Annotated in this window: 22 protein-coding genes; 18 read left to right on the top strand and 4 right to left on the bottom strand. The window is 72.7% G+C overall.

Annotation, left to right across the window (positions count from 1 at the left end; genetic code table 11):
• Positions 1–43 precede the first annotated feature (43 nt).
• The 3 genes from alr (at position 44) to tsaE (ending at position 2993) form a co-directional block, all read left to right on the top strand.
• Positions 44–1174 carry an alanine racemase gene (gene alr / locus B4N89_RS11035; RefSeq protein ID WP_078975705.1) on the top strand — a complete coding sequence of 377 codons (1131 nt, stop codon included), beginning with the start codon at positions 44–46 and terminating at the stop codon, positions 1172–1174.
• Entirely contained in the window at positions 1171–2367 is a 1197-nt protein-coding gene (locus B4N89_RS11030) for an alpha/beta fold hydrolase (RefSeq protein WP_235618566.1), read from the top strand. Before alr ends, B4N89_RS11030 begins: the two co-directional genes overlap by 4 nt.
• A 107-nt stretch (positions 2368–2474) precedes the next feature.
• Positions 2475–2993, top strand: a complete 519-nt coding sequence (gene tsaE, locus B4N89_RS11025; protein WP_078975703.1) for a tRNA (adenosine(37)-N6)-threonylcarbamoyltransferase complex ATPase subunit type 1 TsaE — start codon at positions 2475–2477, stop codon at positions 2991–2993.
• A 37-nt stretch (positions 2994–3030) separates the two neighbouring features.
• Here tsaE and B4N89_RS11020 read toward each other — a convergent pair whose 3' ends face one another.
• The gene (locus tag B4N89_RS11020) at positions 3031–5328 is read right to left on the bottom strand and encodes a transglycosylase domain-containing protein (protein WP_161500692.1); all 2298 of its coding nucleotides are present in this window, start codon (positions 5326–5328) and stop codon (positions 3031–3033) included.
• A 255-nt stretch (positions 5329–5583) separates the two neighbouring features.
• Entirely contained in the window at positions 5584–6207 is a 624-nt protein-coding gene (locus tag B4N89_RS11015) for a L,D-transpeptidase family protein (RefSeq protein WP_078975701.1), read from the bottom strand.
• A 150-nt stretch (positions 6208–6357) separates the two neighbouring features.
• On the opposite strand from B4N89_RS11015, the gene tsaB reads away from it, so the two are divergent.
• From tsaB to B4N89_RS10990, 5 genes are all read left to right on the top strand, one after another.
• A complete protein-coding gene (gene tsaB, locus B4N89_RS11010) occupies positions 6358–7041 on the top strand; it encodes a tRNA (adenosine(37)-N6)-threonylcarbamoyltransferase complex dimerization subunit type 1 TsaB (protein ID WP_078975700.1) in 684 nt (227 codons plus the stop codon).
• 39 nt (positions 7042–7080) lie between these two features.
• Positions 7081–7569: a ribosomal protein S18-alanine N-acetyltransferase gene (rimI, locus tag B4N89_RS11005; RefSeq protein ID WP_101897056.1), complete on the top strand. Its 489-nt coding sequence runs from the start codon at positions 7081–7083 to the stop codon at positions 7567–7569.
• A complete protein-coding gene (gene tsaD / locus B4N89_RS11000; protein WP_078975698.1) occupies positions 7562–8605 on the top strand; it encodes a tRNA (adenosine(37)-N6)-threonylcarbamoyltransferase complex transferase subunit TsaD in 1044 nt (347 codons plus the stop codon). Before rimI ends, tsaD begins: the two co-directional genes overlap by 8 nt.
• Positions 8606–8607: 2 nt before the next feature.
• A complete protein-coding gene (locus tag B4N89_RS10995) occupies positions 8608–8883 on the top strand; it encodes a hypothetical protein (RefSeq protein WP_078975697.1) in 276 nt (91 codons plus the stop codon).
• 296 nt (positions 8884–9179) lie between these two features.
• A complete protein-coding gene (locus B4N89_RS10990) occupies positions 9180–10070 on the top strand; it encodes a polysaccharide deacetylase family protein (RefSeq protein ID WP_078975696.1) in 891 nt (296 codons plus the stop codon).
• 28 nt (positions 10071–10098) lie between these two features.
• On the opposite strand, the gene B4N89_RS10985 is transcribed toward B4N89_RS10990, so the two are convergent.
• Positions 10099–11286 carry a class I SAM-dependent methyltransferase gene (locus B4N89_RS10985; RefSeq protein WP_078975695.1) on the bottom strand — a complete coding sequence of 396 codons (1188 nt, stop codon included), beginning with the start codon at positions 11284–11286 and terminating at the stop codon, positions 10099–10101.
• Between the two features lie 246 nt (positions 11287–11532).
• On the opposite strand from B4N89_RS10985, the gene groES reads away from it, so the two are divergent.
• The 3 genes from groES (at position 11533) to B4N89_RS10970 (ending at position 14629) form a co-directional block, all read left to right on the top strand.
• On the top strand, positions 11533–11841 hold the full coding sequence (gene groES, locus B4N89_RS10980) for a co-chaperone GroES (protein WP_078975694.1): 309 nt from the start codon (positions 11533–11535) through the stop codon (positions 11839–11841).
• Positions 11842–11975: 134 nt separating this feature from the next.
• Positions 11976–13604: a chaperonin GroEL gene (gene groL / locus B4N89_RS10975; RefSeq protein ID WP_078975693.1), complete on the top strand. Its 1629-nt coding sequence runs from the start codon at positions 11976–11978 to the stop codon at positions 13602–13604.
• 206 nt (positions 13605–13810) lie between these two features.
• A complete protein-coding gene (locus B4N89_RS10970; RefSeq protein ID WP_078975692.1) occupies positions 13811–14629 on the top strand; it encodes an SDR family oxidoreductase in 819 nt (272 codons plus the stop codon).
• A 196-nt stretch (positions 14630–14825) separates the two neighbouring features.
• Here B4N89_RS10970 and B4N89_RS10965 read toward each other — a convergent pair whose 3' ends face one another.
• Positions 14826–15158 carry a WhiB family transcriptional regulator gene (locus tag B4N89_RS10965; RefSeq protein ID WP_078975691.1) on the bottom strand — a complete coding sequence of 111 codons (333 nt, stop codon included), beginning with the start codon at positions 15156–15158 and terminating at the stop codon, positions 14826–14828.
• Between the two features lie 548 nt (positions 15159–15706).
• On the opposite strand from B4N89_RS10965, the gene B4N89_RS10960 reads away from it, so the two are divergent.
• The 7 genes from B4N89_RS10960 (at position 15707) to B4N89_RS47645 (ending at position 24305) form a co-directional block, all read left to right on the top strand.
• Positions 15707–16318, top strand: a complete 612-nt coding sequence (locus B4N89_RS10960; protein WP_020549179.1) for a response regulator transcription factor — start codon at positions 15707–15709, stop codon at positions 16316–16318.
• A gap of 230 nt (positions 16319–16548) precedes the next feature.
• Positions 16549–17142 (top strand): RNA polymerase sigma factor ShbA, encoded by a 594-nt coding sequence (gene shbA, locus B4N89_RS10955; RefSeq protein ID WP_078979276.1) that lies wholly within the window; start codon positions 16549–16551, stop codon positions 17140–17142.
• A complete protein-coding gene (locus B4N89_RS10950) occupies positions 17139–17345 on the top strand; it encodes a hypothetical protein (protein WP_078975690.1) in 207 nt (68 codons plus the stop codon). The genes shbA and B4N89_RS10950 overlap by 4 nt, the downstream gene beginning before the upstream one ends.
• A 207-nt stretch (positions 17346–17552) precedes the next feature.
• On the top strand, positions 17553–19055 hold the full coding sequence (gene guaB, locus B4N89_RS10945) for an IMP dehydrogenase (RefSeq protein ID WP_078975689.1): 1503 nt from the start codon (positions 17553–17555) through the stop codon (positions 19053–19055).
• Positions 19056–19190: 135 nt separating this feature from the next.
• Positions 19191–20306: a GuaB3 family IMP dehydrogenase-related protein gene (locus tag B4N89_RS10940; protein ID WP_078975688.1), complete on the top strand. Its 1116-nt coding sequence runs from the start codon at positions 19191–19193 to the stop codon at positions 20304–20306.
• Between the two features lie 220 nt (positions 20307–20526).
• Complete coding sequence (locus B4N89_RS10935; protein WP_078975687.1) at positions 20527–22233, top strand: glycerol-3-phosphate dehydrogenase/oxidase; 1707 nt, start codon at positions 20527–20529, stop codon at positions 22231–22233.
• A gap of 209 nt (positions 22234–22442) precedes the next feature.
• Positions 22443–24305, top strand: coding sequence for a serine/threonine-protein kinase (locus B4N89_RS47645; RefSeq protein ID WP_235618565.1), 1863 nt, complete (start codon positions 22443–22445; stop codon positions 24303–24305).
• The last annotated feature ends 18 nt before the right edge of the window (positions 24306–24323 follow it).

Here is a 24323-nt window from a genome sequence, read left to right as displayed (position 1 = left end):
GGACTCGTGTTCGATGATCGTCGTCGGAAGGACCACCTGCCCCATGCGTGCCGAAGCGCGGATCGATCTGGATGCGATTCGGGACAACATCGCGGCCATCCGGGCCCGGGTGGGGTCGGCGGCGGTGATGAGCGTGGTCAAGTCGAACGCCTACGGACACGGCATGGTCCCCTGCGCCCGCGCGGCCCGCGCGGGCGGCGCGACCTGGCTGGGCACCGCCGTGGTCGAGGAGGCGCTGGCGCTGCGCGCGGCGGGCGACACCGGCCGGGTGCTCACCTGGCTGTGGGCCCCGGGGGACGCCTTCGAGGACGCGGTGCGCGCCGACGTGGACATCTCGGTGAGCGGAGCGTGGGCGCTGCGCGAGGTGGTGGCGGCCGCCCGGGCGGCCGAGCGACCGGCGCGCGTGCACCTGAAGGCGGACACCGGCCTGGGGCGCAACGGCTGCACGCCCGCCGACTGGCCGGCCCTGGTCGACGCCGCGCTCAAGGCCGAGGCCGACGGCTCGGTCGAGGTGGTCGGCCTGTGGTCGCACTTCGCCTGCGCCGACGAGCCCGGACATCCGTCCGTGCCGGCCCAACTGGACGAGTTCGTGGCGATGCTCGCCCACGCCGAGGGCCGCGGGGTCACCCCCGAGGTGCGGCACATGGCCAACTCGCCGGCCACACTGCTCCTGCCCGACACGCACTTCGACCTGGTCCGGGTCGGCCTGGCCGGCTACGGCCTCTCGCCCGTGCCCGAGGTCGGCGGCCCGGCCGACTTCGGCCTGCGCCCGGCGATGACGCTGGCGGCGAACCTGGCCGGGGTCAAGCGGGTGCCGGCCGGCCACGGCGTCTCCTACGGGCACGCCTGGATCGCGCCGAGGGACACCAACCTCGCGCTGATCCCCACCGGTTACGCCGACGGCATCCCCCGCCACGCGAGCAACGTCGGCCCGGTCCAGGTGGCGGGGCGGCGGCGCACGATCGCGGGCCGGGTGGCGATGGACCAGTTCGTGGTCGACCTCGGCGACGACGAGGCGAGCGCGGGCGACGAGGCGATCCTGTTCGGCCCCGGCGACCGGGGTGAGCCCACCGCCGAGGACTGGGCGGTGGCGATCGGCACCATCTCCTACGAGATCGTCACCCGCATCGGCGCCCGGGTGCCCAGGGTCCACACCGGGACGGGCGCGTCGTGACCACCCCCCTGCCCGCCACCCCCGTGCCCGCCGCCTCGGGCGCCGGTCGCGCGCTCGGCCGCCGGGCCGGCATCCTCGGCGCCGCGGTCGGTGTGCTCGCGGCGGGCGCCGCCGCGGGCGTGGCGATAGAGCGCATGACGGTCGGCCGCGCCTTCCGCCGCCGTACCGAGGCCCAATTGGACGCGCTCGCCGAGTTCGGCACGCTGCGCGGCGAGCCGCACCTGATCACCGCCGATGACGGCGTCGAGTTGTACGCCGAGGTGGACGGCGACCGCGACGCCCCGGTGACGGTGGTGTTGTGCCACGGCTACTGCCTCGACATGGACTGCTGGCACTACCAGCGGGCCGCGTTGCGCGACGAATACCGGCTGGTGTTCTACGACCAGCGCAGCCACGGCCGCTCCGGTCGCGGCGCGCCGGAGACCTCGACGATCGACCACCTCGGCGCCGACCTGTACACCGTGCTCGGCGAGCTCGCGCCCGAGGGGCCCCTGGTGCTGCTCGGCCACTCGATGGGCGGGATGACCATCATGGCGCTCGCCGACCAGCACCCCGAGCTGTTCGGGGAGCGGGTGATCGGCGTCGCGCTGATGAACACGTCGGCGGGCCGCTGGGCGACGGTGACGCTGGGCATCCCGGCGGCCGGGGCCCGGTTGGTGCACCGGATCGCGCCGGGGCTGCTGCGTACCCTCGGCCGGCGCGCCGCGCTGGTGGAGGCGGGCCGGCGCGCGGCCCGCGACCTGGTGTACCTGTTCACCGAGCGATACGCCTTCGACTCGGAGGTGGACCCCACCCTGGTGCGGTTCACCGACCGGATGATCTCGGGCACGCCGATCGACGTGATCGCCGAGTTCTTCCCCGCGTTCGAGACGCACGACAAGCTGGCCGCGCTGCCGGCGCTGGAATCGGTGGAGACGCTGGTGGTGGCCGGGGAGGGCGACCTGATCGCGCCCGCCTCGCACAGCGAGGCGATCAAGGAGGCGCTGCCCGGTGCCGAGTTGCTGATCGTGCCGGACTCCGGACACCTGACCCCGCTGGAGCATCCGGAGGTGGTGAACGCGGCGCTGCGCGGGCTGCTCGCGCGTGCCACGAGCGCGCCCGGTGGGCGCGTCGGGAAATCCGGTGGGCGCGGGCGCGGCGAATCGTCCGCACCGGTCGGATTCGACGCGGGTCGGGATCCTGACGGAGAGTGATCCCGTGCAGGGGTCCCGAGCCGCGGGCGGATTCGGGACGACGGTGGGGTCCGAGGCGGTTCGGGCCGACGGACCGGCGTGGTGGGAGTGCTGAAGTGGTGCGAAGTGTGACCGTGACGGTCGCCGGCGGCGCGGACACGCGCGCGCTGGGCGCCCGGTTGGCGAAGGTGTTGCGGGCGGGCGACCTGCTGGTGTTGTCCGGCGGCCTGGGCGCGGGCAAGACGACCCTGACCCAGGGCATCGGGACGGGCCTGGGCGTGCGCGGCGCGGTGACCTCGCCGACGTTCGTGATCGCCCGCGTACATCCGTCCGAGGTCGGCGGCCCGGCCCTGGTGCACGTCGACGCCTATCGACTCGGCGGCTCCGCCGACGTCACCGCGGAGATCGACGGCCTCGACCTCGACGCCTCGCTCGACGAGTCGGTGACCGTCGTGGAGTGGGGCGAGGGCATGGTCGAGGACCTGACCGAGGACCGCCTGGAGGTGGCCATCGACCGTGACCACGCCGAGGCCGACCCGCTCGCGGCGAGCGCGGGCGACTTCGCCGGCGACGAGGTGCGCACGATCCGGGTGACCGGGATCGGGGCCCGCTGGGCCGGCGCCGACCTGGACGGGTTGGCGGGCTGACGCCCGGCGCCGGCGCGATCCGCCGGACAGGCCCCCGTCAGGTGCCCGCTCCCGGGGACTGGGAGGCGGGCGTCTCGGGCGGGTTCGGGGACCGGCTCGGCGGGCGCGTGGTCGCTCCGCCGCCGGTGGTCGCACCCGGCGAGGAGGTGCCGGTCGGCGCCGCGGTGGTCGGCGCGGTGGTGGTCGGCGGCGCGCTGCTCGCGGGCGCCGTCGTCGAAGGCGCCGTGCCGGGCGGCGGCGTACCGGTGCTCGGCGGCACCAGAGCGGTGTCGGGACCGCCGAGGCCGCCCTCGGTGTCCTCCGGGAAGTCGGCGACGCCGGCGCCGGCGAGCGCGGCGCGCATGTAGGTCGTCCACATCCGGGTCGGCAGGTTGCCGCCGTCCACCCGGGCCAACCCGGCGACCCCGGACAGGGACAGGAACGCGTGCGTGCCGGCGTCCTCGCGGAACATGCCCATCGAGGTGGCCAGGTCCGGGGTGTACCCGACGAACCAGGCCGAACGGTTGTCGTCGGTGGTGCCGGTCTTGCCCGCCGCCGGGCGGTTCAGCGCCTGCGCGCGAAATCCGGTGCCGTCGTCCACGACGCCGCGCAACACCCGGGTGACCGCGTCCGCCTGCCGGCTGTCGTAGGCGTCCTTGGCGTCGTGGTCCGGCAGGTCGATCGTGTCGCCGCCGCGGCTGAGCCGGTCCACCGGGTACGCGTCGTGCTGCTTGCCCTCGGCGGCGAAGGTGGCGTAGGCCGAGGCCATGTCCAGGGCACTGGGTGTGGAGGTGCCCAGCGAGACGGACGGTACGGGGCGCAATCCCGGCGTGGTCGCGGGCAGTCCCGCGTCCACCGCGGCCCGCACCACCCGATCGGCGCCCACGTCCATGCCGAGTTGGGTGTAGGCGGTGTTCACCGACCGGTCCATGGCCCGGGCCAGGGTGATCTGCCCGTAGCTCGCCCCGTCCTCGTTGCCGGGTTGCCACGGGACCCCGTTCTCGATCACCGGCTTGCCGTTCGGATAGCGGATCACCACGTTGTCGTTGCCGTTGTAGACCGTGGCCGGGGTGATCCGGACCCGTCTGCCGTCCGGGCCCTGCGCGCCGTCGCGCAGTCCGGCGGCGAGCACGAACGGCTTGAACGTGGAGCCGACCTGTACATCGCGGCGGGTGGCGTCGTTGACGAACTGTTTGACGTAGTTCGGGCCGCCGTAGACCGCGACGATGCGCCCGGTGGCGGGCTCCACGGACGCGGCGGCCACCCGCACCCCGACGTCGACGGAGCGGTCGGCGGGGTCGAGCGACTGGGCGAGTTGGTCCTGGACGGTCTTGTACAGCGTCTCGGTCTTGTGCCTGTCGAACGTGGTGGTGATCGCGTAGCCGCCCGCGTCGAGCCGGACCTCGTCGACCACCTTGTGGTCGAGCAGGTAGCGCTTGGCCATCTCGACCAGGTAGCCGTTGACCCCGGCCAGGTTGGCCGCCGGGCGAGGATCGACCGGCTCCGGGAAGACGATGCCGGCGCGCCGCTCGGGGGTCAGCCACTTCTCCTTGACCATGCCGTCGAGCACGTAGTTCCACCGGGCGAGGATGCGCCGCCGCCCCGACTCGCCCGCGTTGCGCACGTCGTTGGCGCTCGGCGCGTTGAGCAACACCGCGAGGTAGGCGCCCTGTTCGACGGTGAGCTGCCCGACGTCCACGCCGTAGTACGCCTGGGCGGCGGCCTCGACGCCGTAGGCGCCGCGCCCGAAGTACACGCTGTTGAGGTAGCCGGTGAGGATGTCGTCCTTGGGCACGGTGCGGTCGAGCTTGACCGCGATGATCGCTTCCTTGAACTTGCGGCCGAGGGTCTGTTCCTGGGTGAGATAGACGTTCTTGACGTACTGCTGGGTGATCGTCGAGCCGCCCTGGAGGCCGCCTCCGCCGCCGGCGAGATTGCTCAGCAGGGCGCGGACGGTGCCGGTGATCGAGACCCCGGAGTTCGAGTAGAACGAGCGGTCCTCGGCGGCGAGCACCGCGTGTTGCACGTCGATCGGGATCGCGGCCAGCGGCACCGCCTGCCGGTTGGTGGCGCCGGTGCGGGTGATCTCGGTGCCGTCGCTCCAGTTCCAGACGTTGCTCTCCTGCCGGGCCTGCGCGTTGACCGTCTCGGGAACCGGGGTGATCGCGTAGACCAGGCCCACGGCGGCGAACAGGCCGGAGAGCGCCAGGAGCAGCAGGGTGAGCAGGTGCTTGAACGAGGGCAGCCAACGGCGCGGACCCCGGCGATTGCTCCGGGGATAGTCGAACAGCCTGCGCCGGGGAGTCGGCCCCTGGACGTCACCGGGACCGCTCGGACCGGAGGAGTCGTGCGCCACGCCGCCCACCTGTTCCTCGGTGCCATTGCCCTGACGGCCCCACCGGCCGCCCGCGTGCGCCCGGTGGGGCCGGTGTGACCGGAGGGATCATCGTCCCGATGATATGTGGGCAAAGCCGAAGAAAGGCCGCCGAATCGGACAATGGTGGGCGTGGCGTGGCGGGCCCGAACGGTTCAGGGCACCGCGGCGGGGCCCAGGGCACCGCGGCGGGGCCCAGGGCACCGCCGCCTGGGCCCGGCGCGTCGCGACCGGGGCTCAGGGCACCACGATGACGGGTGTGCCGACCGGGGCGAAGTTCCACAGCGCGACGCCGTCGTCCGGCTTCGAGCGGATGCCCGCGCTCTGCTTGGCGGGCGGTGCGGAGGTGCGCGGACGGGCGGTGCCGGTGGGGGAGGGGCCGGGCTTGGCGCCGCCGTCGATCTGCTCCAGCGGGGTGTCCGTGGCCGCGAAGCCGAGCGGCACGCCCTGCACCGCGCCGAAGCGCACGGAGTAGGTGATCCGCAGGCCGTCGCTGCCGGTCTGCGCCTCCTCCTTCTTCAGCGTCACCTGGAACGTGCCCGGCTGCGGCTTGATCGGCGCGGCGGCCACCGGATACTCGCGCAACATGCGCTCGGCCTCGTCGACCAGCCAGACGTGGCTGTCCTTGAGCGAGTAGACGACCCGCTTGCCGGTGCCGGAGTTGGCGGGCACCGCGGGCGGGACGTAGACCGGCGCCACGGGCGCCCCGGAGGCGCCGGAGGGGGTCGGGGTGCTCGTGCGCGCTATCCCCCGATTCTCCGGTGCGGAGTTCGCCGCCTGGACCGCGAGGAAGCCGACGCCGACCAGCGCGGCGATGGTGATGCCCGCGACGGCCACGCCCGGGTTGAGCCGCTTCGCCATTGCCTTGGGTCCCTCTTCCGCCGTGTGTCGGCCTCCATGGTGCCGGCAGCCGGTGTCCCCGCGTCGGAGCCGGGTCGGCTTTTCCTCGCGAACGCGTCCCGGGAGGCGGCGGCGGGCGGGCCCGCGCCGCGCGGTCGGTAGCCTGGTGCCGTGCTGCTGCTCGCCTTCGACACCGCCACCCCGGCCGTCACGGTCGCCCTCCACGACGATTCCCGCGTGCTCGCCGGTTCCACCCGGATCGACGCGCGCCGGCAGGGCGAGTTGCTCGCGCCCGGGATCGTCGACGTGCTCCGGGCGGCGGGACGCACCCGCGCCGAGCTCACCGACATCGCGGTCGGCGTCGGCCCCGGGCCGTACACCGGCCTGCGGGTGGGCATCGTGACCGCGCTCGCGCTGGGCGACGCGCTCGGCATCCCCGTGCACGGCGTCTGCACCCTGGACGCGCTCGCGTACGCCGCCGGCCGCGACGCCACCGTCGCCGGGCCGTTCACGGCCGCGACCGACGCGCGCCGCAAGGAGGTCTACTGGGCGCGGTACGACGACGCCCACACGCGCGTCGAGGGACCGTCGGTGGACCGCGCCGGCGACCTGGCCGCGACCGTCACCGCGCTGCCCGCCGTCGGCGCGGGCGCCGCGCTGTACCCGGACTCGTTCGCGGACGTGCGCGGCCCCGAACACCCGGACGCCGCCGCACTCGCGGCGTTCGCCGTCGAACGCCTGACCGCCGGCCTCGCCCTGCTCCCGCCGGAGCCCCTCTACCTGCGCCGCCCCGACGCCCAGGTCCCCGCCGGCTACAAGGCCGTCACCCCCGCGGGGCCCCCGCCCGGGGCGTAGCCCCGCCGGGATCCGCCGGGCAGGCCCTAGACTTCCCGCATGGAATTCGGGTCTCGCCTGCGGCGGATGCGATGGTGGGACATCGAGGCCGTGATGCGACTCGAACACGAGTTGTTCGCCGAGGACGCGTGGTCGGCGGGCATGTTCTGGTCCGAGTTGTCGGAGCCCGAGATGCGGCACTACGTGGTCGCCGAGGACGAGACCGGCGGCCTGGCGGGATATGCCGGGCTCGCGGTGATCGGCGACGAGGGCGACGTGCAGACCATCGGGGTGCGTCGCGATCGGTGGGGCACGGGCCTGGGCGCGCTGCTGTTGACCGAACTGCTCGACCTGGCCGTGGCCCGCGGCTGCCGGGACGTACTGCTCGAGGTGCGGGTGGACAACGCCCGCGCGCAGGCGCTGTACGAGCGCTTCGGCTTCAAGGGGATCGGCGTGCGCCGGGGCTACTACCAGCCCGCCAACGTGGACGCGTTGGTGATGCGCTGCGATCTGAAGGAACGTCGGGAAGGAACGGCCACCGGTGGCTGACGAACCACTCGTCCTGGGCATCGAGACCTCGTGCGACGAGACTGGCATCGGCATCGTGCGCGGCACCACGCTGCTCGCCGACGCGGTCGCCTCCAGCGTCGACGAACACGCCCGGTTCGGCGGTGTGGTGCCCGAGGTCGCCAGTCGCGCGCACCTGGAGGCGATGGTGCCGACGGTGCGGCGCGCGCTCGCCGACGCGGGCGTCACGATGGGCGACATCGACGCGATCGCGGTCACCTCGGGACCCGGCCTGGCGGGCGCGCTGCTGGTCGGCGTCGCCGCTGCCAAGGGCTACGCGGTCGCCCTCGACAAGCCGCTGTACGGCGTCAACCACCTGGCCTCGCACGTGTGCGTGGACCAGCTGGAGCACGGCAGACTGCCCGAGCCGTGCATGGCGCTGCTGGTCTCCGGCGGGCACTCCTCGCTGCTGCTCGTGCCCGACATCACCTCCGACGTGCGCCCGCTGGGGTCGACCATCGACGACGCGGCGGGCGAGGCGTTCGACAAGGTCGCGCGGGTGCTCGGACTCGGCTTCCCGGGCGGGCCGGTGATCGATCGGTGGGCGCGGGAAGGCGACCGCGCCGCGATCGCCTTCCCGCGCGGGCTGACCGGTCCGCGCGACGCGCCGTTCGACTTCTCCTTCTCCGGCCTCAAGACCTCGGTCGCGCGCTGGGTCGAGGCCCGGCAGCGGGCCGGGGAGAGCGTGCCGGTGGCCGACGTGGCGGCCTCCTTCCAGGAGGCGGTGGTCGACGTGCTCACCCGCAAGGCGATCCGGGCCTGCAAGGAGAACGGCGTCGAGCACCTGATGATGGGCGGCGGCGTGTCCGCCAACACCCGCCTGCGGGCGCTGGCGCGGGAGCGCTGCGACGCGGCCGGGATCGTGCTGCGCGTGCCGCGACCGGGCCTGTGCACCGACAACGGCGCGATGGTCGCCGCGCTGGGCGCCGAGATGGTCGCCCGCGGCCGGGCCCCCTCCACGCTGTCCATCCCGGCCGACTCGTCGATGCCGGTCACCGTCTCGCAGGCGGTGTCCTGACCATGGCGATCGCGGCGATGTGGGAGGCCAGGACCGAGCCCGGCGACGGTTCGGCGCTGGCCGCGTGGGTGCACGAGGCGGCGCTGCCCACCGTGGTCGACGCGCCCGGCCTGGAGCGGATCGAGGTGTTCGCCGCCCCGGACGGACCCGACGGGGACCGCGTGGTGGTGATCGCGCTGTGGACCGGCCCGCCGGTGGCGCTGCCCGAGCCGCCGACCGCCCTGGTCGCCCGGCCGCCGCACACCTGGAATTTCGAACGGCTCAGCGTCGGGCCCTGAAAGGCCCCGCCCCCGGTCGCGCCCCCGGTCCCGCCTCGTCCGCGCAACACTCGACCCGCGTCCGACGAGGAGGCCATTCGCAAGCCGGACGCGGGTCGAGTGCCTTGGCTGATGGCTGCGCGCCGCCGCACGTGCCATTGGCCTTGCCGGGAGTGTGCCCAGCTCATCGGCCGCTCAACAGTTCTTCGACAGTCCCTTGAACAGGGCTTGTCCGGACCGTGACAGGCCGCCGCCCCGCGTAGCGTGGGCGCGGGTGGATCGGGCGAACGGTCCAGGCGACGGAAGGGCCGGCGACAGTGGTGCATGGAACGGTACAAAAGCGGCGAGGCGTCTTCGCCTCGGCCGGCGTCGGCCTGGCCGGCGTGCTGCTGCTCGCGCTGACCGGCTGCGGCGGATCCGACGGCACGTCGTCGGTCGAGGCCACGCGGGCACCCTCCGGCGGCACCTCGACCACCGCCGCCAAACCGGCGCCCGCGGCCAAGCCGGACACCCCCGGCGCCGACCCCGCCGCCCTCGCCGCGAAGTGGAACCTGAAGCCGTTCGCCGCGCCGCCCGCCCCGCCCGCGGACAAGCCGATCAAGGGGGGCGGGCCCAAGCCGCCGATGGTGGAGAAGATCCCCACGCAGGAAAAGATCGTGTTCATCACGATCGACGACGGCGCGGAGAAGGACCCCAAGTTCCTGGACATGATGCGGGACCTGCGCATCCCGGTGGCGATGTTCCTCAACGACACCTACGTGCGCCAGGACCCGGAATACTTCCGCAAGCTCCAGGACCTCGGCGCCACCGTGCAGAACCACACGCTCTCCCACCCCGATCTGAAGACCCTGGGCGCCGACGCGCAAAAGCACCAGATCTGCGGCCAACAGGACCGGCTCGGCGAGCTGTACGGCAAACGCCCGACGCTGTTCCGGCCGCCCTACGGCAACTGGAACGCGACCACGCAGACGGTGGCCGGCGGTTGCGGCGGGATCGGCGCGATCGTCAAGTGGCAGGAGTCGATGCAGATCAACGACATGCAGTACGTGGGGGAGAAGAAGCTGCACCCGGGCGACATCATCCTGGCCCACTTCCGCGGCCCGAGTGAGCTCAAGGGCACCACGATGACCGAGATGTTCGGCAACATGCTGCGCAAGATCCAGGCCCAGGGCTTCACGATCGCGCGCCTGGAGGACTACATCGGCTGAGCCGAGGAGCGCCTCGGCCGGGCCCGGGTCATCCGGTGCCGGACACCGGACGACCGATCAGCATCGTGGGCGCGCCCGCCACCCGGGTCAGCAGCACCGTGGCCGCGTTCGGGCCGGTGGGGCGGACTCGGCGGCGGACCTCCTCCGGCTCGACCGCCGAGCCGCGCTTCTTGACCGTCAGGGTGCCGACGCCGCGCTCGCGCAACAGGGCCTTGAGCCGCTTGAGGTTGAACGGCAACACGTCGGTGATCTCGTACACGCTCGCGAACGCGGTGGCCACCAGCCGGTCCGAGGTCAGGTAGGCGATCGTCTCGTCCACCAGGTTGCCGTTCACCGACTCGGCGACCTCGGACACCAGATGGGCCCGGATCACCGCACCGTCCGGCTCGTAGAGGTAGCGGCGCATCGGGCCCACCGGCGCCTGCCGGACCGACCCCGAGGTCAGTTCGGCGCCGCCGGGCAGCAGGGTGGCCCGCAGGCCGGCCCGGGCGAGCCCGCCCCACCACAACACCGCCTCCTTGACGTCGCCGCGGTCGGAGACCCACTCCGCCTCCATGCCGGCGGGCACGATCTCGTGCGGGATGCCGGGGGCCACCTTGGCCGCGCCGGCGGGGACACGGGCGGCGAGGGTGGTCAGGAACGAGAAGGGCGGCGCGTACGACTCGGGGTCGAAGGTGCGGCCGCGGGCGGTACGCCGGGCCGGGTCGATCAGCGCCGCGTCGTAGCCGGACGGGTTCACCTCGGTCGCGTCCGCGCACTCGACCGTGAGCAGGTCGGCCAGGCCCAGCGCGTCGGCGTTGGCCCGGACCACCGCGCAGGTCGGCGGATCGAGATCGACCGCGTGCACCGCGATCCCGGCGCGGGCCAGCGCGAGGGCGTCGCCGCCGATGCCGCAGCACAGGTCAATCGCCCGGCGGACGCCGGCCGCGGCCAGCCGGGCGGCCCGGTGGTCGGCCACCGAGGTCCGGGTGGACTGCTCCAGGCCGTTGGGCGTGAAGAACATCCGGTCCGCGTCCGCTCCGAACTTGGCCCGGCCGCGCTGCCGCAACCGGGACTGGGTGAGCGCGGCGGCGATCAACTCCGGCGGATGTTCCCGACGCAACCGGGTGGCCAGCGACAACTCGTGCGCGGCGTCGTGATCGGCCAGCAGATCGAGCAGGGAGCGGCCCTCGTCGGTCAGCAGCGCGGCGAGGGCTTCGATGGCGTCGGTGTGCACACGGCCATTCTCGCCGAGCGCCCCACCCCCACCGATCCGCGGCCCACCGGTATGAAGAACGCTCGCGACGCGCTGAATCTGGCACTCTGGTTGACGGAGTGCTAACCGCCACCTAGTGTCTGTGCTGGCACTCTCCCCATGAGTGTGCCAGTGCGATACGAGCAGGTCCGGCACCCGCGACGACGGATCTGTCCCGCTCGCCGACAGACATTTTTCCGTGAGATCTCCGAAGGGGGAGGTCGCATCGTGACGACCGCCAACACCAAGGTTGCCATCAAGCCGCTCGAGGACCGCATCGTGGTTCAGACGCTTGAGGCCGAGCAGACCACCGCGTCGGGTCTCGTGATCCCGGACACCGCCAAGGAGAAGCCCCAGGAGGGCGTCGTCCTGGCCGTGGGCCCGGGTCGTTTCGAGGACGGTCAGCGTCTGCCGCTCGACGTCGCCGTCGGTGACACCGTGCTGTACAGCAAGTACGGCGGCACCGAGGTGAAGTACAACGGCGAGGAATACCTCGTTCTCTCGGCCCGCGACGTGCTCGCGATCATCGAGAAGTGACATCGCGCTGACGCGCCGGAACCGGTGACGGTTCGACGACCCCGCCCCGGATCGCCCTGCCCTCGCGGCCGGTGGACCCGGGGCGGAGTCGGTTGTACGACGTCGAAAAGCAACCTTTAAGGACGAAGACCCTCATGGCGAAGATCCTCCAGTTCGACGAGAAGGCCCGGCGGTCGCTGGAGCGCGGCGTCAACGCGCTGGCCGACACCGTCAAGGTCACGCTCGGCCCCAAGGGCCGCAACGTCGTGATCGACAAGAAGTTCGGTGCCCCGACCATCACCAACGACGGCGTGACCATCGCCCGTGAGGTGGAGCTCGAGGACGCGTACGAGAACCTTGGCGCGCAGCTCGCCAAGGAGGTCGCGACCAAGACCAACGACATCGCGGGTGACGGCACCACCACCGCGACGGTGCTCGCCCAGGCGCTGGTGCGCGAGGGTCTGCGCAACGTGGCCGCCGGCGCGGCCCCGATGGACCTGAAGAAGGGCATCGACCTCGCCGTCGCCGCCGTGTCCGAGCAGCTGCTCGGCACCGCCCGCGCCATCGACGGCAAGGAGGACATCGCCGCCGTCGCCGCGCTGTCCGCCCAGGACAAGCAGATCGGCGAGCTGATCGCCGAGGCCATGGACAAGGTCGGCAAGGACGGTGTGATCACCGTCGAGGAGTCCCAGACCATGGGTCTGGAGCTGGAGTTCGCCGAGGGCCTCCAGTTCGACAAGGGCTACCTGTCGCCGTACATGGTCACCGACCAGGAGCGTATGGAGGCCGTCCTCGACGACCCGTACATCCTGATCCACCAGGGCAAGATCTCGGCCATCGCCGAACTGCTGCCGCTGCTGGAGAAGGTCATCCAGGCCGGCGCGTCGAAGCCGCTGCTGATCGTGGCCGAGGACGTGGACGGCGAGGCGCTGTCCACCCTGGTCGTGAACAAGATCCGCGGCACCTTCAACGCGGTCGCGGTCAAGGCCCCGGGCTTCGGCGACCGCCGCAAGGCGATGCTGGAGGACATGGCGATCCTGACCGGCGGTCAGGTCATCGCCCCCGAGGTCGGCCTCAAGCTCGACCAGGTCGGCCTGGAGGTGCTGGGCAGCGCCCGTCGCATCACCATCACCAAGGACGCCACCACCCTCGTGGACGGCGCCGGCGACGGCGCCGCGATCGCCGACCGGGTGAAGCAGATCAAGCGTGAGATCGAGTCCACGGACTCCGACTGGGACCGCGAGAAGCTGCAGGAGCGGCTCGCGAAGCTGGCCGGCGGCGTGTGCGTGATCCGCGTGGGCGCGGCCACCGAGGTCGAGCTCAAGGAGAAGAAGCACCGTCTCGAGGACGCGGTCTCCGCGACCCGCGCGGCCATCGAGGAGGGCATCGTCGCCGGCGGCGGCACCGCCCTGGTGCACGCGGCCTCGGTGCTCGTGGACAACCTGGGCCAGACCGGCGACATCGCGACCGGCGTCTCGGTCGTGCGTCGCGCCGTGGTCGAGCCGCTGCGCTGGATCGCCGAGAACGCGGGCCTCGAGGGCTACGTGATCGTCAACAAGGTGCAGGAGCTCGGTGTCGGGCACGGCTTCAACGCCGCGACCGGCGAGTACGGCAACCTGGTCGACTCGGGCGTCATCGACCCGGTCAAGGTGACCCGCTCCGCGCTGCAAAACGCCGCGTCCATCGCGTCGCTGCTGCTCACGACCGAGACCCTGGTCGTCGAGAAGCCGGCCGAGGAGGAGCCCGCCGGGCACAGCCACGGCGGCCACGGCCACGCGCACTAGTCCCACGCGCACCGGTTCCGCGCGCCCGGACTCCCGGGCACCGGTTCCACCCCGCACGTCCCCGACGGGCCCGACCGCATCCCCGCGGTCGGGCCCGTCGGCCTTTTCGCCGCCGGCCCGATCTGCGAGAGTGCCCGAGCCCGATAACTGACGGACCGTCAGCCGCCGGGTGCGGCCGATCCCGTCGAGCAGCACGAAGGAGACACATGGGTACCTACGCGATCACCGGCGCGGCCTCCGGCCTGGGCGCCGCGACCAAGGCCCGGCTCGAGGCGGACGGGCACCGGGTGATCGGCGTCGACCTGCGCGACGCCGACGTCACCGTGGACCTGGGCACGGCCGAGGGGCGGGCCGAGGCGATCACGCGGGTCACCGAGCTGTCCGGCGGCGTGCTCGACGGCTTCGTGCCGTTCGCGGGCCTGGCCGCGGCCACCGGTCGGTCGGGCGCCCTGCTGGTGTCGGTGAACTACTTCGGCGCGATCGTGCTCCTGGAGGGGCTGCGTCCGCTGCTCGCCGCGGGCGACGGTGCCTCGGTCGTGCTGATCAGCTCGAACTCCACGACGGCGCAGCCCAACTGGCCGGTCGAGGTGGCCGACGCGTGCCTGGCCGGGGACGAGGCGGGGGCGAGCGCGGCCGCCGAGGCGTTCGGCGAGTTCGCGGCGCTCCAGGCCTACCCCGCGACCAAGGCGGCGCTCGCCTGGTACGCCCGCACCCGGTGCGCCGAGTACATCGCCGACGGTATTCGGCTCAACGCGATCGCGCCGGGCCTGATCGAGACCCCGATGACGGCCGAGGGGCGCACCGACCCGCTGACCGCCGAGGGCATGGAGATGTTCCTGAACACCATCCCGGCCGGTCGCGGCGGCCGACCCGAGGAGATAGCCGCGCTGGTGGCGTTCCTGCTCGGCGGCGAGTCGGGCTTCTTCGTCGGCTCCGTGGTCTTCTGCGACGGCGGCACCGACGCCTCCTTCCGGGGCAAGGACTGGCCGAAGGTGTGGGAGATGGACATGACCGCCTCCCAATAACGGGCCGAATCCTCCCGCGCGTCCCGTGCCGACACGTGTCGGCACGGGACGCGCGGGACCGACCCGCGTCGACGTTCGGCGGCCCGCCCCCGGGCTTGGGGACGGGCCGCCGAACGTGTTTCGCGATGGTGTTGTCGGGCTTCGCCGTCGGGCGGGAGGCGAGGCGCGGGTGCCCGCGTGGGCCGTTGCCCGAAGGTCAGTGCGTCACGGACGCGCCGCTCGCCGCGGCCGCCCGTTCCGCGGCGACCCCGTGCCGGCGGTCGCTGTCGAGTTCCACCCGTTCGTCCTCGGTGAGCCCGCCCCATACGCCATACGGCTCGCGCACCTTGAGCGCGTGCGTGGCGCACTGGCGACGGACCGGGCACCGCATGCAGACTTCCTTGGCCGAAGCCTCCCGGGCGACCCTGGCGGCGCCTCGCTCGCCTTCGGGATGGAAGAACAGTGCGCTGTCGACTCCGCGACAGGCTGCCGACAGCTGCCAGTCCCACAGGTCGGCGTTGGGGCCGGGGAGTCGCGAGAAATCAGCCATGACTCGTCCCTCTTGCTTATCGCGTACGAGTGATCGGTGAGCAGGGATGCCACCTCTGGTGCGGACCGTGCAGAACAGTCGTGATCAAGCGATCAGAAGTAGGTGCGACTGTGTCACGAAATGATCAGTTCCAATCCTAATTCCGACTTATGCATCGAATCTCGAAAAAATTACCCAGGCTGGGCTCGGCGGCGGGAGTATCGGGCGAATCGGGGTGATGTGGTGCGAATGGGCATGATGGGCATGGAGGGGCATTCGGGGCTCGGGGCAGCGGGGAGCCGGGATGCGGGCCGACTCCAGGGTGGGGTGGGTCGGCCGGGCTTCACCCTTGCGTGTCCTTCGGGACGGTCGCCTCGTTGTGGTGGCGGCGGAGCGGAACTCCCCCCGTAACCCTTTCGAGTGATGCTCGTTGGGGTGGGTGAAGCGGTTGGCGATGAGGGCGGTCGGGACGGGATCCCGAGCCACCGATCCTCGGGACCGCCGCAAAGGAAACGGTACGTACAGGCGTGGAGGCTCAACGTGACGCGGATCCACTGCGGAGGCCGGCGATGACGACCGTCCTGGTCTGCGACGATTCCCCGCTGGTTCGGGAGACCCTGCGGCGGGCGGTGGCCACGGTCCCCGGCGTCGAGAGGGTGACGACGGCCACGAGTGGCGAGGAGGTACTGCGGCGCTGGGGCGCGGAGCGGTCCGACCTCGTCCTCATGGACGTGCGGATGCCCGGGCTCGGCGGCGTCGAGGCGGTGCGCCGCCTTTTGGCCGGCGACCCCGGCGCACGGGTGATCATGCTGACGATGGCCGAGGACCTGGACGGGGTGGCCCTCGCGGTCGCCGCCGGGGCTCGGGGATATCTGCACAAGGACGCGTCGCGCGCGGAACTGCGCGCGACCGTCTCCCAGGCGCTCGCCGACCCGACGTGGCGGCTGGCGCCCCGGCGGTTGCGCTCGCCCGACATGGGCGTGGCGCCGACCCTGACGGCACGGGAGATCCAGGTGCTCGAGGGCATGAGCCACGGGCGCAGCAACGCCGAGATCGGGCGCGAGTTGTTCCTGTCGGAGGACACGGTCAAGACCCACGCCCGACGCCTGTTCAAGAAGTTGGGCGCGTCCGACCGGGCACACGCGGTCGCGCTGGGATTCCGGTGGGGACTCGTGCGATGACGAACGTCCGCGAGGACCTCCCCGAGCGCGAGGGCCCGGGGGTTCGTCCGGGCGGGCACGGTCGGTGGGGACTTGTGCGATGAGGCGGGTGCCGACGGCCCCCGACGGGCGAGGGTCCGTGCGGTGAATGCCGTTGCCCGGGGGGCCGGATGAGTCCCCCGGGTCGGCACGGCCGGAATTCGGTCGCCGATCCCTGCATACTGAATGGCATGGGTGGGACCCCCGAGCGAATGCCGGACGAGTCGTACGAAGCACACGCGCACGCCGACGACGGCATGCGTGCCGTCGTCGTCCGCGCGGTCCAGGGGGATGTGCAGGCGACCGACGAACTGCTCGCCTACGTCCGACCGCTGGTGTTGCGCTACTGCCGGGCCCGGCTCGGCCGGGTCTCCGGCGCCGAGCACGCGGCCGACGACGCCGCGCAGGAGGTGTGCCTGGCGGTGCTCTCCGCGCTGCCGCGATATCGCGACGAGGGGCGCCCGTTCGAGGCGTTCGTGTTCGGTATCGCGGCACACAAGGTGGTCGACGTGCAGCGCGCCGCGATGCGCGGCGCGGTGCCCACCTGCGATCTGCCCGAGGCGGTGGACGACCACCCCGGGCCCGAGGACCAGGTGGTGCGGCGCAGCGACGCCGCGCACGCGCGCGCCCTGCTCGGCAGACTGCCCGACAACCTGCGCGAACTGCTCGTGCTGCGGGTCGCGGTCGGGTTGTCCGCCGAGGAGACCGGGCGGGCGATGGGCATGTCGCCCGGTGCGGTGCGGGTCGCCCAGCATCGCGCGCTGACCCGCCTGCGGGCGTTGGCGGGCGAGGAGAAGACCGCGTGAGCGGCGGCGGTGTGCGGTTCGGCGGCCGATCCGGCACCGCCGACCTGGGTCTGCTGCGCCAGGACGACGAGCTCGTGGAGCAGTTGCGCCGGCGGCGCCCGCTCCCCGTCCAGGACCGGATCGTCGGCTTGTTCGACGCGCTGCTCGCCGAGGTGGACGGCACCGCCGCGAACCGCCGTCGGGTGGTGCCGGACCGGTGCTGAGGCCGGCCGGGAATGGTCGGGGCCGGGTGTGCCGTTGTGCCCACCGTCGGCAAGCGGGCTCGAAGCACCGCGCGGGGCCAGTAGCATGAACCCTCAACCCACCCATCCGCTTGCCGAGAGCGCGTTCTCGTCCTACCCGGCTACCCGGGGACCCCGTTCCCCGCGGGGCCGGCGGAGCGGTCCATCGGAATACCTTCGGAAGGTGTCATGAGTCTCACGGCCGACGGCGTACCCGAGAAGTTCGCGATGCTCGGGCTGACGTACGACGATGTCCTGCTGCTGCCGGGCGCGTCCGACGTCGTGCCGAGCGAGGTGGACACCTCCGCCCGGGTCACCCGCAACATCCGCGTCCGGATCCCGCTGCTGTCGTCGGCGATGGACACCGTCACCGAGGCGCGGATGGCGATCGCCATGGCCCGTCAGGGCGGCGTCGGGGTGCTGCACCGCAACCTGTCGGTGGAGGACCAGGCCGCGCAGGCGGACACGGTCAAGCGGTCCGAGGCCGGCATGGTGCTCGACCCGATCACCATCGGTGCCGACGCCACGCTGCAGGAAGTCGACGCGCTGTGCGCGCGGTTCCGGATCAGCGGCGTCCCGGTCACCGACGACAAGGGCCGACTGCTCGGCATCGTCACCAACCGCGACCTGCGCTTCGAGGTCGACCACTCGCGCCGCGTGCGCGACATCATGACCCCGATGCCGCTGGTCACCGGCAAGGTCGGCACCACCGGCGATCAGGCGATGGAGCTGCTGCGCCGGCACAAGGTGGAGAAGCTGCCGCTGATCGACGACGCCGGCAAGCTGCACGGCCTGATCACGGTCAAGGACTTCGTCAAGAGCGAGCAGTATCCGCACGCGACCAAGGACGCCGACGGCCGGCTCGTGGTCGGCGCCGCGATCGGCACCGGCGACGACAGCTACCGCCGCGCCCAGGCGCTGGTCGAGGCCGGCGTCGACTTCATCGTGGTGGACAGCGCGCACGGCCACTCGCGCAACGTCCTGGAGATGATCGCCAAGGTCAAGGCGAACACCAAGGTCGACGTGATCGGCGGCAACGTGGCCACCCGCGACGGCGCCCAGGCGCTGATCGACGCGGGCGTGGACGGCGTCAAGGTCGGCGTCGGTCCCGGCTCGATCTGTACCACCCGGGTGATCGCCGGCGTCGGCGCGCCCCAGGTCACCGCGATCTACGAGGCGGCGCAGGCGGCGCGGGCGGCGGGCGTGCCGGTGATCGGCGACGGCGGCCTGCAGTATTCCGGCGACATCGCCAAGGCGATCGCGGCAGGTGCCGACACGGTGATGCTGGGCAGCCTGCTCGCGGGTTGCGAGGAGAGCCCCGGTGACCTGATCTTCATCAACGGCAAGCAGTTCAAGTCCTACCGGGGCATGGGCTCGCTCGGCGCGATGCAGTCGCGCGGCCAGGCCAAGTCCTTCTCCAAGGACCGCTACTTCCAGGACGACGTGCTCTCCGAGGACAAGCTCGTCCCCGAGGGCATCGAGGGCCAGGTGCCCTACCGGGGCCCGCTGTCCGCCGTCGCGCACCAGCTGATCGGCGGCCTGCGCGCCTCGATGGGCTACGCCGGCGCCGCGACCGTGGCCGAGCTCCAGGACAAGGGCCGCTTCGTGCGGATCACCTCGGCCGGCCTCAAGGAGTCGCACCCGCACGACATCCACATGACGCAGGAAGCGCCGAACTACCACTCGCGCTAGCGGGCGCCGTGGTATCCGTACTACACCGAGGGGCCCCGTCCGTACGCCGGGCGGGGCCTCTCGCCTGCGTACTCGCCCCGTACCCTGGGATACGGGGATTTTCCCAGCCACCGATTCCAGCAGGAGAGGCGCAACGTGACTGAGGTCGAAATCGGCCGGGGCAAGCGTGGCCGGCGTGCCTATCACTTCGACGACGTCGCCATCGTCCCCAGCCGGCGGACCCGGGACCCCGAAGAGGTCTCGATCGCGTGGCAGATCGACGCGTACCGGTTCGAGCTGCCGTTCCTGACCGCGCCGATGGACAGCGTCGTGTCGCCGCAGACCGCGATCGAGGTCGGCCGGATGGGCGGCCTCGGCGTGCTCAACCTCGAAGGGTTGTGGACCCGCTACGAGGACCCGACGCCGCTGATCGAGGAGATCGGCGCGCTCGACGAGGACGCGGCGACCCGGCGGATGCAGGAGATCTACGCCGAGCCGATCAAGGAGGAGCTGATCGGCGCGCGGATCAAGCAGATCCGCGACTCGGGCGTGGTCACCGCCGCGGCGCTGTCGCCGCAGCGCACCGCGCAGTACCACAAGGCCGTGATCGACGCCGGGGTCGACGTGTTCGTCATCCGCGGCACCACCGTCTCGGCGGAGCACGTGTCCGGTCGGGCCGAACCGCTGAACCTCAAGCAGTTCATCTACGACCTCGACGTGCCGGTGATCGTCGGCGGGTGCGCGACCTACCAGGGCGCGCTGCACCTGATGCGGGCCGGCGCGGCCGGCGTCCTGGTCGGCTTCGGCGGCGGTGCGGCGCACACCACCCGCGGCGTGCTCGGCGTCGCGGTGCCGATGGCGACGGCGGTGGCCGACGTGGCCGAGGCGCGGCGGGACTACCTCGACGAGTCGGGCGGCCGCTACGTGCACGTGGTCGCCGACGGCAGCGTGGGCCGCAGCGGCGACATCGCCAAGGCGGTGGCGTGCGGCGCGGACGCGGTGATGATCGGCTCGGCGCTGGCCCGGGCGAGCGACGCCCCCGGCGCCGGCCACCACTGGGGTTCCGAGGCGCACCACCCCGAGCTGCCGCGCGGCCGGCGGATGAACCTGGGCGCGGTGGGCACCCTGGAGGAAATCCTGCTCGGCCCCTCGCACGTGTCCGACGGTTCGATGAACCTGTTCGGCGCGCTGCGCCGGGCGATGGCCACCACGGGCTACTCGGAGCTGAAGAAGTTCCAGCAGGTCGAGGTCACGGTCTCGCCCGCGCACTGATCCGAATCTCCCGTCCGGCCCCGAACACCCTCGGTGTTCGGGGCCGTTCGTCGTTTGCGGGCGGCTTCCGGGCGGCTCACCGGCACCTTCCCCGCAGGGTGCGCGCGGGTCGTGCGGCGCGTGCGGGGTCCGGGCGGCGGGGCAATGGGTACACGCAGGAGGGGCGCGTCGTCGCCGTCCGTGTGGTCCCTTGCGTGATGATCGAATTCGGAGGTGGCGGATGCGGAGCACGGCGATGGGGCCCGGGGAGCGCGCGCGGGCGCTGCGGCGGATGGCCGAGCGCGAACTGGACATCGTCGTGGTGGGAGGCGGCGTGGTCGGCGCGGGCACCGCCCTGGACGCGGTCACCCGGGGCCTGTCGGTGGGGCTGGTGGAGGCGCGCGACTGGGCGTCGGGCACCTCCAGCCGCTCCAGCAAACTGATCCACGGCGGGCTGCGCTACCTGGAGATGCTGGACTTCGCGCTGGTGCGCGAGGCGCTGCGCGAGCGCGGGCTGCTGCTGCGCACGCTGGCGCCGCACCTGGTCAAGCCGGTGCCGTTCCTGTACCCGCTGCGCCATCGCGGCTGGGAACGGCCGTACGTCACCGCCGGGGTGACGCTCTACGACACGATGGCGATGTCGGCCGGTCGGGATCCGGGGCTGCCCCGGCACCGACAGCTGACGCGGCGTCAGGCGCTGCGCCTCGCCCCGGCGTTGCGCAAGGACGCGCTGGTGGGCGCGGTGCAGTACCACGACGCGCAGGTGGACGACGCGCGGTACACGATGACCCTGGTGCGCACCGCCGCCGGCTACGGCGCGCACGTGGCCTCGCGGGCGGAGGTGACCGGCTTCCTGCGCGAGGGCGAGCGCGTGGTCGGGGTGCACGTGCGCGACATGGAGACCGGCGCGACGTACGACGTCCGGGCCGGGCAGGTGGTCAACGCGACCGGGGTGTGGACGGACGAGACGCAGGCCATGGTCGGCGAGCGCGGGCAGTTCCACGTGCGCGCCTCCAAGGGCATCCACCTGGTGGTGCCCAGGGATCGGATCCACTCCTCGACGGGGCTGATCCTGCGCACCGAGAAGAGCGTGCTGTTCGTGATCCCGTGGGGCCGGCACTGGATCGTCGGCACCACCGACACCCGCTGGGACCTGGACAAGGTGCATCCCGCGGCGAGTCGGACGGACATCGAGTATCTGCTCGACCACGTCAACGAGGTGCTCGCGGTGCCGCTGACCCGCGAGGACGTCGAGGGGGTGTACGCGGGCCTGCGGCCGCTGCTCGCGGGCGAGTCGGACGCCACGTCGCAGTTGTCCCGCGAGCACACCGTGGCGCACCCGGTGCCCGGCCTGGTGGTGGTCGCCGGCGGCAAGTACACGACGTATCGGGTGATGGCCGCGGACGCGGTGGACGCCGCCGTGCACGGCTTGGACCGCAAGGTGCCGCCGAGTTGCACCGCGACGGTGCCGCTGGTGGGTGCGGAGGGGTACCGGGCGCTGTGGAACGCGCGGGCCTCGACGGCGGCGCGCACCGGCCTGCACGTGGCCCGGGTGGAGCACCTGTTGAACCGGTACGGGTCGCTGATCGAGGAGCCGCTGGCGCTGATCGCGGCGGAGCCGGAGTTGGCGTATCCGCTGGACGGCGCGGACGACTATCTGGCCGCGGAGGTGGTGTACGCGTGCACCCACGAGGGCGCGTTGCACCTGGGCGACGTGCTGGACCGCCGGACCCGGGTGTCGATCGAGACGTTCGACCGGGGCGCGCGGGCGGCCCGGGCCTGTGGCGCCTTGATGGCCCGGGTGCTGGGGTGGGAGGAGGAGCGGTTGCGGCGGGAGGTGGACTACTACCTGAAGCGGATCGAGGCGGAGCGGTCCTCGCAGGAGCAGACGGACGACCACACGGCGGACGCGGTGCGGCTCGGGGCGGAGGACATCGTCCCCGGCTGAGGCCCGCGGCGGCGCCCCGTTCCCGGCGGTTGATCCGGAGTGTCGTGGGCACCTTCCCGGGCGTTGTCACGTTCCATCGATACGCCGGTCAGGTGTCGTCGGCGAGGTTCGTCCGCGAACCGGTGGACCCCGCGCGCCGCCGGACAGGAGTATGGGAAGGCAACCACCCGATCGCGCGGCGGGACCGCGGCTGCATGGGAGCGAGAGACTTGACCGACCCGGAAGCGCCCGAGCGTCTGCTGGCGGGGCGATACCGCCTGGGTGATCAGCTGGGCCGGGGCGGGATGGGCACCGTGTGGCGGGCGGTGGACACCATGTTGGACCGCGACGTGGCGGTCAAGGAGATGCGGCTGCCCCGCTACGAGGACGACGACGAGCGCGGCACGCTGAGCGCGCGGATGATGCGCGAGGCGCGGGCGGCGGCCCGGATCGACCACCCGAACGTGGTGACCATCTTCGACGTCGCCGAGCAGGACGAGCGGCCCTGGATCGTGATGGAACTGGTCCGCGGGCTCTCCCTGGCCCAGGAGTTGGACAAGGAGGGGCCGATCCCGCCCGAGCAGGTCGCCGAATTGGGCCTGCGCCTGCTCGCCGCGCTGGAGGCCGCGCACGAGGTCGGCGTGCTGCACCGCGACGTCAAGCCCGCCAACGTGCTCCTGGCCCGCAACGGCCGGGTGGTGCTCACCGACTTCGGGGTCGCCTCGGTCGAGGACAGCGCCACGCTCACCCAGGCCGGCGCGATGGTCGGCTCGCCCGAATATCTGGCGCCGGAGCAGATCGCGGGCGAGCCGCCCGGGCCGCCGGCCGACCTGTGGTCGCTGGGCGCGACGCTGTTCGAGGCGGTCGAGGGCCGACCGGCGTTTCGCCGCAACACGCACGCGGCCACCCTCGGCGCGGTGGCCGCGGGCCGCTTCCCGGAGATCTTCCTGGCCGGCCCGCTGACCCCGGTGCTGAAGGCGCTGCTGGTCAAGGACCCGGCCCGGCGCGGCTCGGTGGCCCAGGTGCGCGAACTGCTCCTGGAGATCGTCGAACAGACGCCGACCGCGGCCGGCGGATCGACCTCCGAGCGTTTCGTGCCGGACCGGACCCGGCCCGGCGCGGTGCGGCGGCACGGCGTGCGGGTGACCGGACATCCGCACATCCCGCCGCGCCCCGGCACGTCGCGGGCGCCGGGCACGCCGCGCCCGCCGGCCCGGGCGGGCACGGGCACCCGGGGCGGCGCCCGGGGGAGCCTGGACGAGACCTCCACCAACGTGCGCCTGCCCCGCGAGGGCGGCGCGTTCCGGGCCCGCTACCGGCGCTGGCCGCGCTGGTGGTTCCGGCACTGGACGACCATCCTGACCTCGGTCGGCATCGCCACCGCAGCCGGCGCGCGCTGGCTGGCCGCGTTCGGCAACTGGACCGGGATGTACACGATCGTGCTGCTCGCGCTCGCGCTGAGCGTGTGGCTGGTGTTGCCGCACCGGCGGATCTCCCGGTCGGTGCCGGTCGCGATGCTGCTCGGGGTGATCGCCGGCGGCGCGCTGGAGGCGGCGAAGATCAATCCGAACCCGATCGTCGTCGGCGCGCTGATCGGCGGCTGCCTGGTGGTCGGTCCGCTCGTGGACAACAAGGTGATACCGCGACTGCGCCGGCGGCGCCGCACCGATCTGGGCTTCGCGCTGCCCGTGCCGGAGGGCTGGACCTGTACGGACAGCCAGAGCGGGTTGACGGTGACCGACCCGGACCGGCTGATCTCGGTCACCGTCACCGTCGACCGGGGCATCGTGATGGCCCCCGAGGAGTCGGTCGCGCACCGCGAGCACGGCAGCGTCGGCGGCCGGGAGCGGCTGGACGGCGAGGACTACGAGCGGCTGCTCCTGCAGGCCATCGACTACCGGGGCCACGAGGCCGCGGAGTGGGAGTACGTCTGGCGCGGCCAGGACCTGACCACGTACCACGGCAAGGACCTGGTCGTGCGCACCACGTCCGGCCTGCGCTACTGGCTGACCGTGCGCGGTCGCGACGACCTGTGGGGCACGGCCGGCGCCTATTACGAGCACGCCCGCCGTCACCTGTCGATCGCCGGCTGACCGGGCCCGGAAGACGAT

Source organism: Embleya scabrispora, assembly GCF_002024165.1.
GTDB classification, from domain to species: Bacteria; Actinomycetota; Actinomycetes; order Streptomycetales; family Streptomycetaceae; genus Embleya; species Embleya scabrispora_A.
The sequence above is the reverse complement of the archived record's forward strand: the minus strand, read 5'-3'. Positions and strand labels throughout refer to the sequence as shown.

Bases quoted from the DNA above. Each gene is read 5' to 3' on its own strand.
- B4N89_RS10995 (WP_078975697.1), top strand. From the start codon at position 8,608: ATGGCGATCGCGGCGATGTGGGAGGCCAGGACCGAGCCCGGCGACGGT.
- B4N89_RS10935 (WP_078975687.1), top strand. From the start codon at position 20,527: ATGCGGAGCACGGCGATGGGGCCCGGGGAGCGCGCGCGGGCGCTGCGG.
- guaB (WP_078975689.1), top strand. From the start codon at position 17,553: ATGAGTCTCACGGCCGACGGCGTACCCGAGAAGTTCGCGATGCTCGGG.
- alr (WP_078975705.1), top strand. From the start codon at position 44: ATGCGTGCCGAAGCGCGGATCGATCTGGATGCGATTCGGGACAACATC.
- groL (WP_078975693.1), top strand. From the start codon at position 11,976: ATGGCGAAGATCCTCCAGTTCGACGAGAAGGCCCGGCGGTCGCTGGAG.
- B4N89_RS11015 (WP_078975701.1), bottom strand. From the start codon at position 6,207: ATGGCGAAGCGGCTCAACCCGGGCGTGGCCGTCGCGGGCATCACCATC.
- shbA (WP_078979276.1), top strand. From the start codon at position 16,549: ATGCCGGACGAGTCGTACGAAGCACACGCGCACGCCGACGACGGCATG.
- B4N89_RS10970 (WP_078975692.1), top strand. From the start codon at position 13,811: ATGGGTACCTACGCGATCACCGGCGCGGCCTCCGGCCTGGGCGCCGCG.
- B4N89_RS10960 (WP_020549179.1), top strand. From the start codon at position 15,707: ATGACGACCGTCCTGGTCTGCGACGATTCCCCGCTGGTTCGGGAGACC.
- B4N89_RS10965 (WP_078975691.1), bottom strand. From the start codon at position 15,158: ATGGCTGATTTCTCGCGACTCCCCGGCCCCAACGCCGACCTGTGGGAC.
- rimI (WP_101897056.1), top strand. From the start codon at position 7,081: ATGGAATTCGGGTCTCGCCTGCGGCGGATGCGATGGTGGGACATCGAG.